The 17,750-nt window shown below is 49.9% G+C and carries 6 protein-coding genes; 3 read left to right on the top strand and 3 right to left on the bottom strand.

Annotated features, from left to right (window positions below; translation table 11 throughout):
• Positions 1-382 precede the first annotated feature (382 nt).
• Positions 383-2,470 carry an acylase gene (locus QUA07_RS04350; RefSeq protein WP_333322888.1) on the top strand — a complete coding sequence of 696 codons (2,088 nt, stop codon included), beginning with the start codon at positions 383-385 and terminating at the stop codon, positions 2,468-2,470.
• Between the two features lie 227 nt (positions 2,471-2,697).
• Here QUA07_RS04350 and QUA07_RS04355 read toward each other — a convergent pair whose 3' ends face one another.
• The 3 genes from QUA07_RS04355 to QUA07_RS04365 all read right to left on the bottom strand — a co-directional run bounded on the left by QUA07_RS04355 (position 2,698) and on the right by QUA07_RS04365 (position 8,330).
• Entirely contained in the window at positions 2,698-3,984 is a 1,287-nt protein-coding gene (locus QUA07_RS04355) for an MFS transporter (protein ID WP_333322889.1), read from the bottom strand.
• A 90-nt stretch (positions 3,985-4,074) separates the two neighbouring features.
• Positions 4,075-5,256, bottom strand: coding sequence for a PepSY-associated TM helix domain-containing protein (locus tag QUA07_RS04360; RefSeq protein ID WP_333322891.1), 1,182 nt, complete (start codon positions 5,254-5,256; stop codon positions 4,075-4,077).
• Between the two features lie 263 nt (positions 5,257-5,519).
• The gene (locus QUA07_RS04365; RefSeq protein ID WP_333322893.1) at positions 5,520-8,330 is read right to left on the bottom strand and encodes a TonB-dependent receptor domain-containing protein; all 2,811 of its coding nucleotides are present in this window, start codon (positions 8,328-8,330) and stop codon (positions 5,520-5,522) included.
• A 126-nt stretch (positions 8,331-8,456) separates the two neighbouring features.
• Between QUA07_RS04365 and QUA07_RS04370 the strand changes: the two genes are divergently transcribed.
• Both QUA07_RS04370 and QUA07_RS04375 read left to right on the top strand, forming a co-directional pair.
• A complete protein-coding gene (locus tag QUA07_RS04370) occupies positions 8,457-8,597 on the top strand; it encodes a hypothetical protein (RefSeq protein ID WP_333322894.1) in 141 nt (46 codons plus the stop codon).
• A 538-nt stretch (positions 8,598-9,135) separates the two neighbouring features.
• Entirely contained in the window at positions 9,136-17,739 is an 8,604-nt protein-coding gene (locus QUA07_RS04375; protein WP_333322896.1) for an amino acid adenylation domain-containing protein, read from the top strand.
• Positions 17,740-17,750 lie beyond the last annotated feature (11 nt).

The following is a 17,750-nucleotide window of genomic DNA, read 5'->3' on the forward strand; positions in this document are numbered from 1 at the left end:
TAGCGCTTTTCAATTTGGTGAGGTTAGGGGAGGGCTTTTAATTTCACATCCTATTTACACAGGGTGTTTTTTCGGATTTTATGGAACTCTCGAAGAGGTGGTATTTTTTTAACCGCAGATGGACGCAGAGGGACGCAGATAGGTTACGTTTTTGGGCATCGGATTGGGTATATAGCAATTCTAAATGAGTCGTAAAATTTTGACCCCGCCCCAACCCTCCCCTTATCAAGGGGAGGGAGTAAGAAATTCACAAATGATTTAGGATTTCTATAGTTTTCTCCCTTGTGCTCCATAAAAGGAATTTAAATCCTCGGCGTTTTGTTCATGCAGCTTGTTGAAAAGGCTGCAATGTCTCAGTTTAACCCTAGCCAATTAATTTCCAGTGTTTCTACAACTAAAAAAACAATGCCTGCGGATTGTCTCGTTATTGATGAGTTTTATTTTAGTTTTGCTTCTAAATAATGGGGTTCAATCCTCGCCTCAAACCGGCACTCAAATTCTTTGGGATACCTATGGAATTCCACATATTTACGGAGAAAATAGTAAAAGCCTTTTCTACGCTTTTGGGTGGGCGCAGATGCAAAGTCACGGTAATCTGATTTTGCGTCTTTATGGACAAGCTCGCGGGCAAGCTGCCGAGTTTTGGGGCGAAGATTATCTGGAATCCGATCGCTGGGTGCAAACTATGGGAATTCCTAATCGCGCTAATGCGTGGTATGAATCACAAAATCCCATTTTTCGCAACTATCTCGATGCTTTTGTTGGCGGAATGAATGCCTATGCAAAAGAACACCCAGAGGCGCTCACCCAAGAATTAAAGATAGCATTGCCTCTCAAACCGGTAGATGTATTGGCACACGCGCAACGTGTCATCAATTTTACTTTTATAGTCGAGCCAGAGTACCTTGAAGAACTCGCTGAAAATGACACCCCCAAAGGCTCTAATGGTTGGGCGATCGCTCCTTCGCGCTCTGAAAGTGGCAATGCTATGCTATTGGCAAATCCTCACCTTCCTTGGTCGGATTTATATTTATGGTACGAAGCGCAACTGATTGGCCCAGAAATTAACGCTTACGGAGCGACTCTCGTCGGATTTCCTGTATTAACGATCGCCTTTAATGACAACTTGGGATGGACTCATACTGTCAACACTCACGATGGCTGGGATGCCTATGAATTGCCTCTCGCTAACGATGGTTATCGCTTCGATGGCGAAGTCCGAAAATTTGACAGAGAAGAGAAGGTTTTAAAAGTCAAAGAAAAGAATGGAAATTTGCGATCGGAATCTCTAGTCGTGCGGCGTTCTGTTCACGGGCCGATTATCACAGAAAAACAGGGCAAAGCGATCGCCCTGCGCGTTGTCGGACTCGATAAATCCGCAGCCCTTCAGCAGTGGTGGGATATGGCACGAGCCAAGAATTTTTCTGAATTTGAAGCGGCTTTAAAGCGCTTGGAAATTCCCATGTTTACCGTCATGTATGCCGATCGTCAGGGGCATATCATGCACTTGTTTAACGGTCAAGTCCCTATACGCAAAAAAGGAGATTTTAAATACTGGTCAGGCACGATCGCAGGCAATACCTCAGAGACTTTGTGGAGTAAAAATCATCCCTATGCGGATTTGCCGCGCGTTGTCGATCCGCCCAGCGGTTGGTTGCAAAATACCAACGATCCGCCTTGGACAACGACGTTTCCCAGCGCGATCGCACCGGATAATTATCCCGCCTACATGGCACCGCGCGGCCCGATGGATTTGCGATCGCAGCGATCGGCAAAAATGCTCTTAGAAGATGACAAAATCTCTTTCGATGAATTGATGCAATACAAACATTCTACTCAGGTAGAACTGGCCGATCGCCTCCTCGATGATTTAATTCCCGTCGCACGCCAAGGCAGCGAAAAAGCGCGCCGCGCTGCGGAAGTTCTCGCCACTTGGAATCGCAAAGTCGATGCTGACAGTCGCGGTGCGGTGCTGTTTGCCTTTTGGAAAAAAGCGATGGATGCCGATAAGTTATTCGCTAAACCTTGGAGCGAAGATGCGTCGCTAACGACGCCAGACGGGTTGGCAAATCCTGCGGAGGCGTTGCGGGTGCTGGAAGCGGCAGCAACCAAAGTTGAGGTAACTTATGGCGCGTTAGATGTGGCATGGGGGGAAGTCTTCCGATTGCCTGGGGTGGCGAATCTGCCTGCAAATGGAGCTGACGGTGCTTTGGGTGTATTTCGCTCAGTATGGTTCGCTCCTGGGAAGGACGATCGCTTTCAAGCGGTTGCCGGCGATTCTTTTGTCGCTGCGATTGAGTTCTCCAATCCGGTGAAAGCGATGGCGCTAAACAGTTACGGCAACGCCACTCAACCTGGTTCACCCCACGTCGGCGATCAGTTGCAGCTTTTTGCTCGCAAGGAATTGCGCCCTGTATGGCGATCGCGATCGGAAATTGAAGCTCACCTGAGTTCGCGCCAGAAACTATAGCAGAAGGAAGTTCGGCAACGGATTCTGTAACGGATGTAACGGATGTAATATCAATTCCGGTTGCACCGTCCGTGATTGTTGACTGTTGACTGTTGACTGTTGACGGGCGGGTCGAAAAACTGAATGGTTGAGTGTTAACTGTTGACTCGATTTTATGATTTCGATGCAACCGGAAACGATATAACGGATGTCAGGAAGAAGGAAGAAGACCTCTTTCCGTTTCCCCTTTACGCATCGCGCAGCAGCCGGCAAGCATACCCACCGACTGCAACGAGGAATAAGCCTAGCGCGGAGATAGCGTATAACAAAGCCATGCCAGCACCGGCACCTGTCCCCAGAATTCCGCCAAAAATAGCTGCTAAAAAACCTCCCGGTTGCATGGCGGGTTCAAAGACGCGATCGGCAAGTGGGCCTGCGATCAATAGACCGATCGCTGACGCCAATTGCACAATAACTGCTCTGGTAGCAAAAACACGCCCCTGTAATTCTGATGGGACTTTCGCCAGCCAGATTGCCTCGTTGGAACTGCCGAGGATGGGGAAATTGAAAGACGAACAAAATTGAGCGGGAATCCAGATGGAAAGCGCCTGACCAAAAGCAAAGACTATTTTACTCAAGCCCGCGCCTGCCATGCCGAGCAGAAAGCCCCGGATTCGGCGTTTGGGGCCTCCCCAAATACTGACGATTGATGCTCCTAAAACGCCGCCGGCGCCGGCGGCTGAAAGGATAGTACCGAGGATTCTGGCATTGTTGCCGGTGCGTGCCAGAATCATCGGTGAGTAGAGGGCCGCGCCGATGTCGTGAGCGAACCAGAATAGCGAAACGGACACCAGCAAGGCAAGCAGGCTGGGACGCTGGACGATGTAGCGGAATCCGAAGCTGAGTTCTTGCAACAGGTGGGGGCGAGTCGGCTGAGGATTCGAGGCGATATTGCTCCGCAACGCTGGCGCGATCGCGGGCTGTGGTATTTTGACACATACTAGCGTGCCGATCGCGATTGTAAAAGTTGCCAGGTCGATCGTAAAAATCCCGCTCAACCCGATCGCAGAATAGAGAATCCCCGCCAGCGTCGGAGCAATAATACTTGCGCCGTAATTTGCCAAAAAACTTAAACTGCTAGCGCGGCTGTAATGCTTTTCGGGCATCATTGTGGCGATCGCTGCTGAGTAAGCTAACTGCTGAAGTTGGTCAAAAATTCCGTTAATCGCAGCCGCTACATATATATGCCATATTTGCAGGTTTTGGCTGATATAAAGTAATAGGATAGTGAGCGTTAACAAAGCTGAAACCGCATCACCGATCCCCATCAAAAATTTTCGATTCCAGCGATCGACGAGAATGCCAGCAACCGGAGCAAGCAAGATGCGCGGCAATTGAGTAAAAAACATCAACAAAGCCAAAGCCGTCGCTTGACTGGTGGACTCCCAAATCCAAATAGTCAGCGCAAACGCGGACATAGCGCTGCCAATCATCGAAGCAGTTTGTCCCAGCCAGAGTTGAATAAATTTTTGCATTAAATAGGCGATTGATAGAATTTAAAATTCAGAGAATCGGGGCTTTTAGGCAGGAGAATGACACCCGCATCCAACCGCACGCCGCTCTCCTTAAAACCAAGGCCATTGCTGGCTAACTGGAGATAATTCTTCATATTGCTGTCTCGCCTCCTTGCGGTAAAATTTTGCCAAGTGCCGCTGCCGCCACATTAGTACGCCCGTAACAAACAGTACAATCGCTGCTAATCCTGTGATCGCGTGTACAAGTCGCAAGTAAATTCCGCCATAGCTGCCAATATGTAGCGGATAAAGCGAGTTGAGAATTCGATTTGCTACAGAAGCTGAATTTACACTGTCAGCCTGCAATATTTTGCCACTATATTGGTCGAGATAAATGGTGCTAATCCCGTTTGGGTGCGGCTCATTGGGAAATTTTTTCCGTACTTTAAAAATGGCTTCAGGCTTCAAAGGCAGAGAAATAAAAGTGGTTGTAGCTTCCGGCCAAACGGTATTAACTTGGTGTAAGATTTCGTCAAGGTTTTGCCTCGAACTGCTAGAGTGGGGATGAGAAGTCAATGCTGGCTGTGGCTTTTCATTCGTTAGCCAATACAGAGCCGATTCAACCGGCGTGTAAAAAATTATCGCTGTCCCTGTAGCAGAGATTAGTATGAGAAAAGCAACCGATACAATGCCCGAAACGTTATGTAAATCAAATACAGTCCGCTGCCAGTGAGCTTGCCAATTAATAGAAAATCCGCGAGCCAAATTGCGCCAACCCGTCCACAATACCAAGCCACTAAAAGTTAGTCCTAGCATTACTAGACCGCAAATACCGACCACAAGATGACCGAATTCTCCTCCAGCTAATTCCGCGTGTAACTTAAAAATAAAACCTGTAAAAGTTTCTTCCCAAAGGCGCCCACCCGTAATTTTTCCGCTGTAAGGATTGACATAAACGCTAACTATTTCCTCACTCTTAGACAGCATTGAAACTTGGCAAATATCCTTCGCTGAGCGTGGCAGCAAGATACTAAGAGCTTGATTTTGCGGATAAGCTTTTTCGACAATTTGCAGGACATTTTCCAGCGGTATCCGTTCGCCTTGAGGAATTACTTGCAGGAGTTGGGGATTGAAGAACCGCTCGATTTCGGGCCCGAAAACCAGCAAGCTACCCGTTAAAGCAATTACTGCTAGAAATATTCCTACCACTAACCCCAAATACAAGTGCAGTTTGAATGCGAGTTTGCGGAACTTCATCTCGAAATTTTTCTCAAAGCCGTTAACTGTTCTCATTAAGGTAAAACCGATAGTCCGACAGGGAATGAAATCCCTGTCTCAAAGCTAAAGTCCTCACTATGAGGACTGAGAAAAACACTTCTCAACTCATTAATCCTCTTGAGAGGACTTTAGCTATTAGACAGGGGTTTCAACCCCTGGCGGACTAGCGTGTGGGCGCGAGGACTAGCGGACTAACAGCTTAAATTGACACCAATGGGTTCTTGGAGTGTCCCTACGGGGATATTGAATCTACCTCATAAACCTGCAATCTGCTGTAATTACCAGTTAAGGCGGTAATTAACACTGAGAGTCAAACCTCTGCCTGCATAATTAGAGCTGTCCGATTCAAATCCAGCGGAGTATTGCGAGATCACGGGAAAATATTGATTATTCAATAAATTCTCGACTTTGACTTCTAGCAGCCCAGAGCCAATTTTAACCGCGCTGATGTAATCCAGTGTGAGATAGCTGCTAATCGGGCCGCCATCCGAGCCGTCTTTGAATGCCCGATCACGATTTCCAGAATATAATAACTGTAACCGATTGTTCCATCCCGGCAAAGTTTCGTTTTGAACATAAGCTGTTAGCTTGAGTGGTGGAATTCGGCTGCTATCGAGGGCGAGGTAACTGTTTTCGTCCTCATATTCGCCTTGAATATAAGTAGCAGTCCCGCCGAGCGACCATGCTTGTGCAGGTTGCCAATCCACAGTTCCTTCTAAGCCATAAATGCGTTCTGGGGAGCGCTGTAGTTCCAGGCGGCCTGTGTTACCAACTGGTGTAAAACGGACTCCTAGATCGGAGGTATTGTAAAAAGCGGCAAGCGACATTTGCACGGATTGCCACCCTCCTCGAATGCCAATTTCGTAGCTGTTGACTTTTTGCGGTTGAGTTACTTCTAACGAAGATTCAATTCCGACAAAATCGTCGGGGGGTTGGCGGAGGATGCGGCCGAAATCTGGAACTGAGAAACCTTGAGAAAAGTTGCCAAATATGTTGAAGTTGTCAGTAATTTTATAGACAGCCCCTGTATTAAATAGGGTGGCGTTAAATTTGCGATCGCCTCCTTCGATCTGGCGCTCATTAAAAGTGGTATAATCATTGACGTTTAACCCGAGGCGTTCGTGACGTATCCCACCACTTAGAATGAGGATATCGTCAATATTCCATTCCATTTGACCGAAAAAGCCAAGGCTGTTGAAAGTGTAAGGAGGGACGAAAGGACGCTCGGAGATTTTCCGGTAAACCCGGCCGCCACTTGCGTCAAATCTCTCCGGGTCGTACAGGTCGAAACGCTGTCTGCTATCTTCAGTAACATAGTCAGATCCCCAAGTTAATCGAAGATTTTCGGCACGCGATAAAGGAGTGTTGATCGCAAGCCTTCCTCCTATTTGTTCGGTGTTGGTGCGCGAACGAGTAACGCCGACAAACGGCCCAAAGAAATCGGACGTGCGGTAATCTGAAGGAACACCTACATTGGAATGCGTTCGATAGTAAATTTGACTTTGAAGGCTGCTGCCAAAAAGGTTTTGGTTGGTGTAACTTAAGTTGAGCTGTGTATTCCTATTTCCCGGTGTTACCCCGTCAATATCCAAATTTCCGGTTCGGATGGCGCGGGCTTTTTGCCGTCCTTCCTGTTCGTCAACACTAAAGTCGGGAATTACATTGGGATCTTGAGTTTCCCGATAGTGATTGACAGTTAGTTGCAGCCGCTGTTGGGTGTCCAAATCTACCCCGACTTTGCCCATCACGTTGAAGAGGGTGCTGCTATCTCCGCCGAGTTCAAAAAAGGGAATACGATCGCCTTTGGCATCGTAAAAAGCTCCACTTCTGGCGAGCGACACAGTGCCCGTCATATCGAAATTGCCACTTCGGCCAGAAATTGTCTGCTGAGCGTTAAAGCCTAAAGCATCTCTTGTGTTTGTTAAAGCGCTACTGACGCCCACTTCAGTAACACCAGTTAGCCTTTCCTCAGTTGGCCGACGAGTAATAATATTAACCACGCCACCTGTAGCCTGAGCGCCGTAGATTGCGGTAGACCCCCGCACTACTTCAATACGTTCGATCGCACTGGGATCGATGTTTCTAAAATCCCTGACAAAAGATTGAAGATTGGTCGTTTGCGGCACGCCGTCAATCAGAACGGAAACGTTGCGACCCCGCAAAGTTTGACCATAAGTGCTCGTAGTTTGAGTCGGCGGCGCGAAACCGGGAACCTGATTTGCCAGAGCTTCCCCGACATTTCTCGATGCCCCTGTGTCCCGCTGAAGTTCTTCTGAGTCTATCACCGTTATAGAGCGCGGCACGTTTGACACTCTTTCTGAGGTTCGTGTTGCAGTGACGACGATTTCAATCGGGTCTCTCCCCGGCTGTGGTGTCCCAGGTGGCTGCGCTGTCGGCGGCAAGGGTTCTCCGGGTGTCCCAGGTGGCTGCGCTGTAGGCGGTAAGGGTTCTCCGGGCGTTCCTGGCGGCTGCGCTGTAGGCGGTAAGGGTTCTCCGGGTGTCCCAGGTGGCTGCGCTGTAGGCGGTAAGGGTTCTCCGGGTGTCCCAGGTGGCTGCGCTGTAGGCGGTAAGGGTTCTCCGGGTATCTCTACCTGCTGCCCGGTCGGTGGCAAGGGTTCTCCGGGTGTCCCAGGTGGCTGTGTTGTAGGAGCCGGTGCAGGCGGGCGAGCAGTCATCTGCGAGGTGGGTTTTAAGCTGAGAATCAGACCTGCAGCGTTAGGAATCACCCGTGCCACTGGTTGACCCCTCTCGCCAATGACTCTGATTCGGATGCTGTTGTTATCTAAAGGAGTAACGGTGACAGAAGCAATTCCCGCAGCCGGTTTGTCTTGACGAAACTCATTTCCCCCCGGTAGTCGCAGTTGAGCGGTGATGGCATCAATTTGTAAAGTTTCGCCAAAGGTGGTGGTGAAGACTTGCAGGGGTCTTCCATCTTCAGTGTCTAGGATGATTTCAATGCCTTCTGACGTGGGGTTGAGGCGAACGCCCGTCACTTGCGCGATGTTGGAAGCGCACGCCGACTGAGCGACTACCGCCGACACGACTCCTGCCAGCCCAAGGCTACTTAGTAATTTCTGCGATCTGTTCATTACTCTTAAATCAACAATTAATGGAACTTCGGATATGTGGTTTGCGTTGCTTGCACAACATGATTTGTGGCAGCGTTACTGCTCTTGTGTGCCTCTTGAAACTGACGTGCAGAAGATCCGGCCCAGTTGTCGGGCGCAGTTCGATCCGATTCTCCCGTCGCTAGTGGCATTTGTCTGGGAATACAGCAGGCGCGTGAGGGCGAACTCCTCAGTCCGGTGGCGCTCTGGACGATCGCCCACGGTTGGCACCTTCCTCGGTTAAAGTAAGTAGTCGCTGGACGCTTAATGAGAAAGTGCCTTAATTAGATAACAGAGCACTTGCATCTGTCAAGAGTTAACTAATGAAAAATTATTGCATCTCATGATAGGGGGTCTCACCCCTCTATTTCCTTGGACACCACTTGCGTAGTATGGTTTATTGTCAGGGCTAGACAAACGACCGCCTAAAATGCTATGGCAAAAGTTAAAAAATATTGTCATATAGGCAATGAGAGGAGTCAATAAATTCTCTCAACTACTCTTGACAATAAATATCATCTAGCCTACTATGCTTAAAGTCGATAGCCGTAAAGCCCCTGAAGCTGATATCGAAGCTGGCGCGGACTGAAATCGCCCCGGAGCCATTGCCGAACAGCGCGATCGACAACAAAACGTGAAAACAAGCGCTCATACCCGAATTGAAGACTCAAACGCGCTGATGGGAGACTCGTAACGCCCGACAACTGTTCACAGAACGTCTATGTGGAAAGAATTGGGCGGAACTGGTTGGCGTACTGCAAACAAGATTTATAGGTAAAAAGAATCGATGAGTGACGCAAGCATTAAGGGAAACCAACTCACCGAAAGTTGTACCAATTTAGTAGAACTTCTAAAAAACAGAGCATTACACCAACCAGAGCAGAAATATACTTTTCTGTTAGACGGAAAAACTGAAACCGCCAGTTTGACTTATCGAGAGTTAGATGCGATCGCCCGATCGCACGCCACGCGACTTCAGACATTGGGAGTCACTGGCGAACGAGCGTTACTGCTTTTCCCGCCAGGATTGGACTATCTCGCCGCCTTTTTTGGATGTTTGTACGCCAAAGTGATCGCAGTTCCCCTCTATCCGCCGAAGCTGAAACGGAATTTAGCGAAAATTAGTGCGATCGCCAAAGATGCAGGAGCAACACTTGCGATCGCACCCGCGCGACACTTGGAAAATTTAGAGCAGCTATGCGATCAAGCGCCAGAACTCAAAGCGATGCGCTGGCTGACAGCAGAGGCGCTTGCCGATGACGGCGAAAAGTGGCAGCAGCCACCCATCCATCCCAACGAAGTGGCTTATCTTCAGTACACCTCCGGCTCAACCTCCACCCCCAAAGGCGTAATGGTGAGCCACGCCAACGTTTTGTACAACATCGAATACATTCACCGAGGCTTTGATCACGATGCCGAAAGCGTTGCCGTAACGTGGCTTCCCCCCTTTCACGACATGGGGTTAATAGACGGATTGCTCAAACCTTTGTATCTGGGAATTCCCTCTTACTTCATGCCACCAGCGGCGTTTATTCAGAACCCAATGTGCTGGTTGGAAGCGATTTCGCGCTACAAAGCTACCCACAGCGGCGGGCCAAATTTTGCTTACGACTTGTGTGCTAGCAAAATCAGCAAAATGTTGGGCAATGGCGAAAAAATGCTCGACTTGAGTAGTTGGCGCGTCGCCTATAACGGCGCAGAACCCATCCACAAAGAAACCCTAGAGAGATTTACCCAAGCTTTTGAACCCTGCGGTTTTCACGCGGATGCCTTTTGTCCTGCTTACGGAATGGCAGAAACCACGCTAAAAATTGCCACGGTTTGCAGCGGAATAACACCGACTTTCTTACCTGTTGACGCGGGGGCGCTGGAAAATAATCACATTGTAGAAGTTTTGGAAGGCGATCGTGGCGCGAGAACTTTAGTCGGCTGCGGTTTCCCTGAATTTGGCACTAAAGTTGCGATCGTCAATCCCGAATCTCTGACGCAATGCCAGCCGCAGGAAGTCGGAGAAATTTGGGTAGCTGGCGAAACAGTGACGCGAGGCTATTGGAATCGCCCAGAAGAGACAGAAAAAACCTTTCAAGCATATCTTTCAGATACCAGCGAAGGGCCATTTTTGCGAACTGGAGATTTAGGCTTTTTACGAGACGGAGAACTGTTTATTACAGGGCGACTCAAAGATTTGATTATCATCCGAGGTCGCAATCTTTACCCCCAAGATATAGAAAGAACGGCAGAGCAAAGTTACCCCACTTTACGGTTGGGGGCTAACGCAGCATTTTCCGTAAAAATTGCCGACACTGAACAACTCGTTATTGTCCAAGAAATAGAATCTCGCAAAACACCGACCAATAGCGAGGAAATTATCAGCGCCATCCGCGATCGCATTGCGATCGAATATGAAGTACAAGCCTATGGAGTAGTGCTGATTAAGCCGGGAAGCATTCCGAAAACTACCAGTGGTAAAATTCAACGTCGCGCCGCCTGTGCTGACTTTCTAGCTGACAAATTGGAAGTTGTCGTCAGTAGCATTTTAGAGTTAGCTGATTCGGTGGAAATCGAGAATCGCCTCACGCGAGAAAATCTGCTGACAGCCGAGTTAGCCGAACAGCAGGCACAGTTAGAAACCTATTTGCGACAGCAGGTAGCGAGGGTGCTGAAAGTCAGCATTTCTCAAATCCAATCAGCACAGGGTTTTAGTAACTTGGGTTTGGATTCATTGGCGGTCTTTGAATTTAAAAATCAGATCGAAACCGATCTAAAAATAGCTTTATCAATAGAAGACTTATTCCAGGAATTAAGCCTTGCTCAACTGGCTGAAAAAATTTTAGAAAAATTGGCAGAAGCGCCGAAAATAGCGTCTATTCAGGCAGTTTCTCGCCTACAAAACATCCCCCTGTCTTTTGCTCAAGAGCGCTTATGGTTCTTTGACCAATTGGAACCAGGAAACCCCTTTTATAACCTCTGCGGTGCAGTTCGGATCACAGGACAACTTAATGCAGAAGCACTCAGGCAAAGTATTGAGAAAATTATCGAGCGACACGAGATTTTGAGAACTGCGTTTGCCGCTGTGGAAGGGCAACCGATACAGGTTGTCGCTGCTGCGGGCGATTTCCAAATGCCGCTGATAGATTTGAGCGATCGCTCTCCAGACGATCGCCAGGCCGAGGTGCAAAGGCTGTCTGCGGAAGAAGCGCGAGCTCCCTTTGACTTGGGGCAAAGCTCTCTGCTGCGCGCCAAACTGCTGCGCCTGGGCGAAACAGAACACGTCTTACTTCTAACCGTGTATCATATCATTTTTGATGGTTGGTCCCTAGGCGTATTTCTCCGGGAGTTGGCAGAATTTTATCAAGCTTTTTCTAGCGATCGTTTACCCTTGCTTTCCCCGCTGCCAATTCAATACGCCGACTTTGCCACATGGCAGCGCCAGCAGTTGCAAGGAGAAATATTAGAGACGCAACTGGCTTACTGGAAGCAGCAGTTAAGCGGCAGCTTGCCGATTCTAAATTTACCAACAGACTTTCCTCGCCCCGCCGTTCAAACGTTCCAAGGTGCGAGACAAACTTGGGAGTTGCCCAAAGATTTGAGCTTGGCGCTGGGCCAATTGGGCCAGCAAGAAAAAGCCACCCTATTTATGACATTGCTGGCAGCTTTCAAGACGCTGCTTTATCGCTACACGGGGCAGACAGATATTTTAGTTGGCTCTCCCATCGCCAGCCGCAATCTCCGCGATATTGAATCATTAATTGGATTTTTTGTCAATACTTTAGTGCTGCGGTCTGACTTAAATGGAAATCCGACTTTTCGAGAGTTGCTAAGGAGCGTGCGAGAGGTGGCATTAGGCGCTTACGCGCATCAAGATGTACCGATTGAGAAGCTGGTCGAGGAGTTGCAGCCAGAGCGAGATTTGAGCTACTCGCCACTGTTTCAAGTGGGGTTTGCCTTGCAAAACGGCTTGACGCAGACTCTAGAATTGCCAGGGCTGACATTAAATTCCCATGAAATTGATACCGGAACCGCTAATTTCGACTTGATGCTATTTCTGGAAGAAACTGAGCGGGGGTTGATAGCGACGTGGGAGTACAGCACCAACCTGTTCCAACCCAGCACGATCGCGCGGATGCACGGGCATTTTCAGATTTTGCTGGAAGGAATTATCGGCAATGCCGACACGCGCATTTCAGAGTTGCCATTGTTGAGCGATCGCGATCGGCATCAACTCCTAATCGAGTGGAATAATACGCAAGTCGATTATCCAAAAGATTCCACCATTCACCAATTATTTGAAGCGCAGGTCGATCGAAATTCCGATGCAATTGCAGTCGTATTTGAAGACCAAAAACTTACCTACCGCGAACTGAATGAACGAGGAAATCAAGTCGCGCACTACCTGCAAAAACTCGGTGTAAAACCAGAAGTTTTGGTGGGAATTTGTACGGAGCGATCGCTCGACATGATTGTCGGTTTGCTCGGCATTCTCAAAGCAGGCGGCGCTTACGTTCCCATCGATCCGAGTTATCCCCTAGAGCGCATTGCCTATATTTTGTCAGATGCTCGAGTAAAAATCCTTGTAACTGAGCAAAAAATGCTGGCTTTACTGCCAGAACAGGAAGCGCAATTGGTATGCTTGGATGCAGATTGGGGTAGAATTTCTCAACAGAGCCAAGCGAACCCCGACCAACGCGCTAACTCCGACAACTTAGCCTACACCATTTACACTTCCGGCTCTACAGGAAAACCAAAAGGCGTACAAATCTACCACCAGTCTTTGGTCAACTTCTTAAATTCCATGCGCGAGGCTCCGGGATTAACAGAGTCGGACATTTTACTGGCGGTCACTACCATCTGTTTTGATATTGCGGCTCTAGAAATTTATCTGCCCTTGATGGTAGGGGCAAAGATAGTATTAGCAAGTCGAGAAGTCACCGCCAATGGCGAACTATTGCTCTCTACATTGCAGAACTGTGGTGTCACAGTTTTGCAAGCAACGCCTGCCACATGGCGCTTGTTGCTGGCGGCTGGCTGGGAAAGTAGCCCTCAATTAAAAATGCTCGCCGGCGGCGAAGCCTTGCCACGAGAACTGGCCGATCGGCTATTAGAAAAAGGCGGTTCTCTGTGGAATATGTACGGGCCAACAGAAACGACAGTTTGGTCAACAACTTGCCACGTCAATGCTTTGGAATCTCGGCATCGACGCCAAAATGTTCCTGAGACGATCGGACGCCCGATCGCGAATACTGAAATCTACATTCTCGATGGCAATCTCCAAGCGGTTCCGGTGGGAATTGTTGGCGAACTGCACATCGGCGGTGACGGATTGGCTAGAGGTTATCTGAATCGCCCGGAATTAAACGCCGAAAAATTTATTTCTCACCCATTCCGCGATCGCCCGGGGGCGCGCCTGTACAAAACCGGGGACTTAGCCCGATACCTGAGCGATGGAAATATCGAATATGTCGATCGCATTGACAATCAGGTCAAGGTGCGGGGCTTCCGCATCGAACTCGGCGAGATTGAAGCGGCATTAAGCCAGCACCCGAACGTGCGACAAGCTGTGGTTGTGGTTCGAGAAGATGAACCAGGCAATAAATGTTTAGTGGCTTATGCAGTGCTCAGCCAAGAGGGCGCGATCGCCGCAAGTGAATTGCGTTCTTTCCTGAAGGAGAAGCTGCCGGAATATATGCTGCCTTCGGCTTTTGTGCTGCTAGATGCGCTGCCGCTGACGCCGAATGGAAAAGTAGACCGCAAAGCGCTGAAAGCGCCCGATACAGAAAACTTCCCATTAAACGCCGCTTTGGCACCTCGCACTCCGGAAGAACAGTTACTCGCTGAAATTTGGAGCAATGTACTCGGCGTCAAACAAATAGGAATTGGCGACAATTTCTTCGAGCTCGGAGGACATTCCCTGCTAGCAACGCAACTGATTGCTAAAGTGCGAGAAACGTTTCAGGTAGAGTTGCCGCTGCGGAGTTTGTTTCAGTCTCCGACGGTGGAAAGTTTGGCAGAAGCGATCGCCATCGCTAAAGCGCAGCAGGCGATCGAACCCCGCGCCCTTGTGCAACTGCCTGCAATCGTCCCCGATCCTCAAAATCGCTACGAACCATTTCCGCTCAATGAAATGCAGCAGGCTTACTGGATCGGGAGAAATAGCTTTTTTGAAATGGGGAATGTCGCTATTCACGGCTATGTAGAAATTGAAGGCGACGATATAGATTTAGAGCGGTTTAGCCTGGCGTGGCAGCGAGTGGTGGAACGCCACGATATGCTGCGCGCGATCGTCCATCCAGACGGGCAACAGCAAATTTTAGAAACAGTGCCAGCTTATGCAATTCCAGTATTAGATTTGCGCGGGCAAAGCCCAGAGGCGGTGAATTCCCAACTCCAAGCAATTCGCGAGTCCCTGTCTCACCAAGTGCTGCCGCTCGATCGCTGGCCGCTTTTCGAGATTCGCGCCTCACTGATACGTGATCGCCGCATCCGCTTGCACGTCAGCATTGACGCCTTGTGCATTGACGGTTGGAGCTATCAAATTCTCTTCCGAGATTTGGTGACGTTTTACCGCAATCCCAACGCAGCGATTCCCTACGGGATAGCTCCGCCGCGCGTGCCTTTGCAACTGTCATTCCGCGACTACGTTTTAGCTGCGATCGCGCTCCAAGATTCCTCATTTTTCCAGCAATCTTTAGAGTATTGGAAAAATCGCCTCGCCACTCTGCCACCAGCGCCCGAACTCCCCTTAGCCAAGCATCCGAGTTCCCTGACACAGCCTCGCTTCAAGCGCTGGAGCGCTCAGCTAGAGCCGGAAACCTGGAAAAAACTTAAAGCCAGAGCCGCGCGATCGGCGCTTTCTCCCACAGGCGTTTTCCTGGCTGCTTATGCCGAAGTTCTGGGGCTGTGGAGCAAAAGCCCTCGGTTTACCCTCAACGTGCCGCGTTTCAATCGCCTTTCGCTGCACCCGCAAGTCAACGACATTATCGGCGAGTTTGCCTCGTTTACTTTGCTGGAAGTAGACAACTCGCGCCGAGAAAGTTTTGAAGTTCGGGCAAAACGCCTGACTCAGCAGCTTTGGCTCGATTTAGAGCACCAGTACGTCAGCGGCGTGCGCGTTTTGCGAGAATTGGCGCAACTGCACCGGATGACATCGGCGGCACCCATGCCAGTGGTATTTACGACTAATCCGCAGAATAACCCCGGACAAAGCGATTCTTCCATACTGGGCGCGATCGCAGAAATCGGAGAGGTTGTTTATGTCGTCGGTCAAACTCCCCAAGTTTGGATAGACAATCAGTACAGCGAAGCTGGCGGCACTCTATTCTTGAACTGGGATGCGGTGGAAGAACTCTTCCCGCCAGGGATGATTGACGATATGTTTGACGCCTATTGCCACCTGTTGCAGCGCCTCGCAAGCTCGGAGTCAGCTTGGCAGGGAACGGCGCAGTTGCAGCAGCAACCCGTGGCTAAGGGCATCGAAGCACCCATTCCCGATGTATTGCTGCACGAATTGTTTGCTGAGAAAGTCACGTCGCGATCGCACGAACCCGCCATCATTACGCGCGATCGCACCCTCACCTACGAGGAACTATACCGGCGATCGAATCAAGTAGCTCACCGATTGCGGAAGCTGGGAGCTCGCCCTAACCAGTTGGTTGCCGTCGTCATGGAAAAAGGATGGGAGCAAATCGTCGCTGTGCTGGGCATTCTGGCATCCGGGGCAGCTTATTTGCCCGTAGATGCGGCGCTGCCAAAAGAGCGGCTGTGGTATTTGCTGGAAAATGGCGAAGTTGAGATTGTTTTGACGCAATCTCAGTTAAATCAGCGCCTGGAATGGCCGGAAAATGTGCGGCGAATTTGTCTCGATAACGACGAATTGGCTGCCGAAAGCAGCGAAGCTTTAGAGGCGGTGCAGGAACCGGAAGATTTAGCTTATGTGATTTATACTTCCGGCTCAACAGGCTTGCCGAAAGGCGTGGCGATCGCGCACCGAGGTGCAGTCAATGCGATCGCTCAGACCAACCAAGTGTTTAATGTGGCCGAGTGCGATCGCGCGATCGCAGTCACCGCACTGCACCACGATATGTCGGTTTACGATATCTTCGGCATCCTAGCGGCCGGGGGAGCGATCGTCATTCCCGATGCCGCACAACGGCTAGACCCCGCTCACTGGGCTCAATTGATGGTAAAAGAGCGCGTCACTATTTGGAACTCGGTTCCGCCGATGATGGAAATGCTGCTCGATTACGCTGGCGCACGTTCTGAGGTGTTGCCGGAGTGCTTGCGCTGGGCGTTTCTCGGCGGAGACTGGATACCGATAACGCTGCCTGAGAGGTTAAGGGCGATCGTCAAAGAATGTCGCGTTGTCAGTGTCGGCGGGCCAACCGAAACTACTCTTTGGAATATCTGGTATCCGGTAGAAACTGTTGATTCTTCTTGGAACAGCATTCCCTACGGATCGCCGATCGCCAATACACGCTATTACATTTTGAATCAAAGGCTGGAAGACTGTCCCGTCTGGGTTGCCGGCGAGATGTGCTGTGCCGGAGTGGGACTGACAAAAGGATACTGGCGGAATGAAGAAAAAACTCGCGCCAGCTTCGTCACGCACCCCGTCACGGGCGAACGCTTGTACCGAACGGGAGATTTAGGGCGCTTCCTCCCTGACGGCAACATCGAATTTTTAGGGCGAGAAGACTTCCGCATCAAAATTCGGGGATACCGCATCGAGGCCGGAGAAATTGAAGCCGCTTTGAACCAGCACCAGGCAGTGCGATCGTGTGTAGTAACGGCATTCGGGGAAGATCGCAGTCAGAAACGGTTAATAGCGTATGTGGTTCCCCAACAAAATGCAGCGCCAGAAACTTGCGAATTGCGGCAATTTCTCAGCCAAAAGCTGCCCGAATATATGCTGCCGTCTGCATTTGTCATGCTGGAGGCGCTGCCGCTATCTGCCAATGGAAAAGTAGACCGCAAAGCTCTTCCCGCACCGGATGCTGCCTTCCTTCCGAAAACCTTTGTCGCGCCTAACACCCCGGTTGAAAAAGTTCTCACAGGCATCTGGGCTGAAATACTCGGAGTGGAAAAAATCGGCATTCACGACAACTTTTTTATCGATTTAGGAGGGCACTCCCTACTAGCAACGCAAATCATCTCAGCCGTGCGCGACACCTTCGGGGTAGATGTCCCCATGCGCTCCTTCTTCGAGTCGCCTACGGCATCCGAGCAAGCCGCTGCCCTGGTGGAAAATCCCGCGCAGCGAGAGAACGTTGAAAATACCGCTCAATTGCTGCTGAGTCTTGCGGAACTTTCCGATGAAGAAGTAGAGCGAATGCTAGCCGAGAAAACTTCTGTCGGCGATCGGGAATTGGCGATCGCCTCTCCCTCTACTTATTAATTCCAGCAGTC

It is taken from the genome of Microcoleus sp. T3_A4 (assembly GCF_036700465.1).
Lineage (GTDB): Bacteria > Cyanobacteriota > Cyanobacteriia > Cyanobacteriales > Microcoleaceae > Microcoleus.

Coding starts and splice junctions, on each gene's coding strand:
- QUA07_RS04355 (WP_333322889.1), bottom strand. CDS start 3,984: ATGCAAAAATTTATTCAACTCTGGCTGGGACAAACTGCTTCGATGATT.
- QUA07_RS04365 (WP_333322893.1), bottom strand. CDS start 8,330: ATGAACAGATCGCAGAAATTACTAAGTAGCCTTGGGCTGGCAGGAGTC.
- QUA07_RS04360 (WP_333322891.1), bottom strand. CDS start 5,256: ATGAGAACAGTTAACGGCTTTGAGAAAAATTTCGAGATGAAGTTCCGC.
- QUA07_RS04375 (WP_333322896.1), top strand. CDS start 9,136: ATGAGTGACGCAAGCATTAAGGGAAACCAACTCACCGAAAGTTGTACC.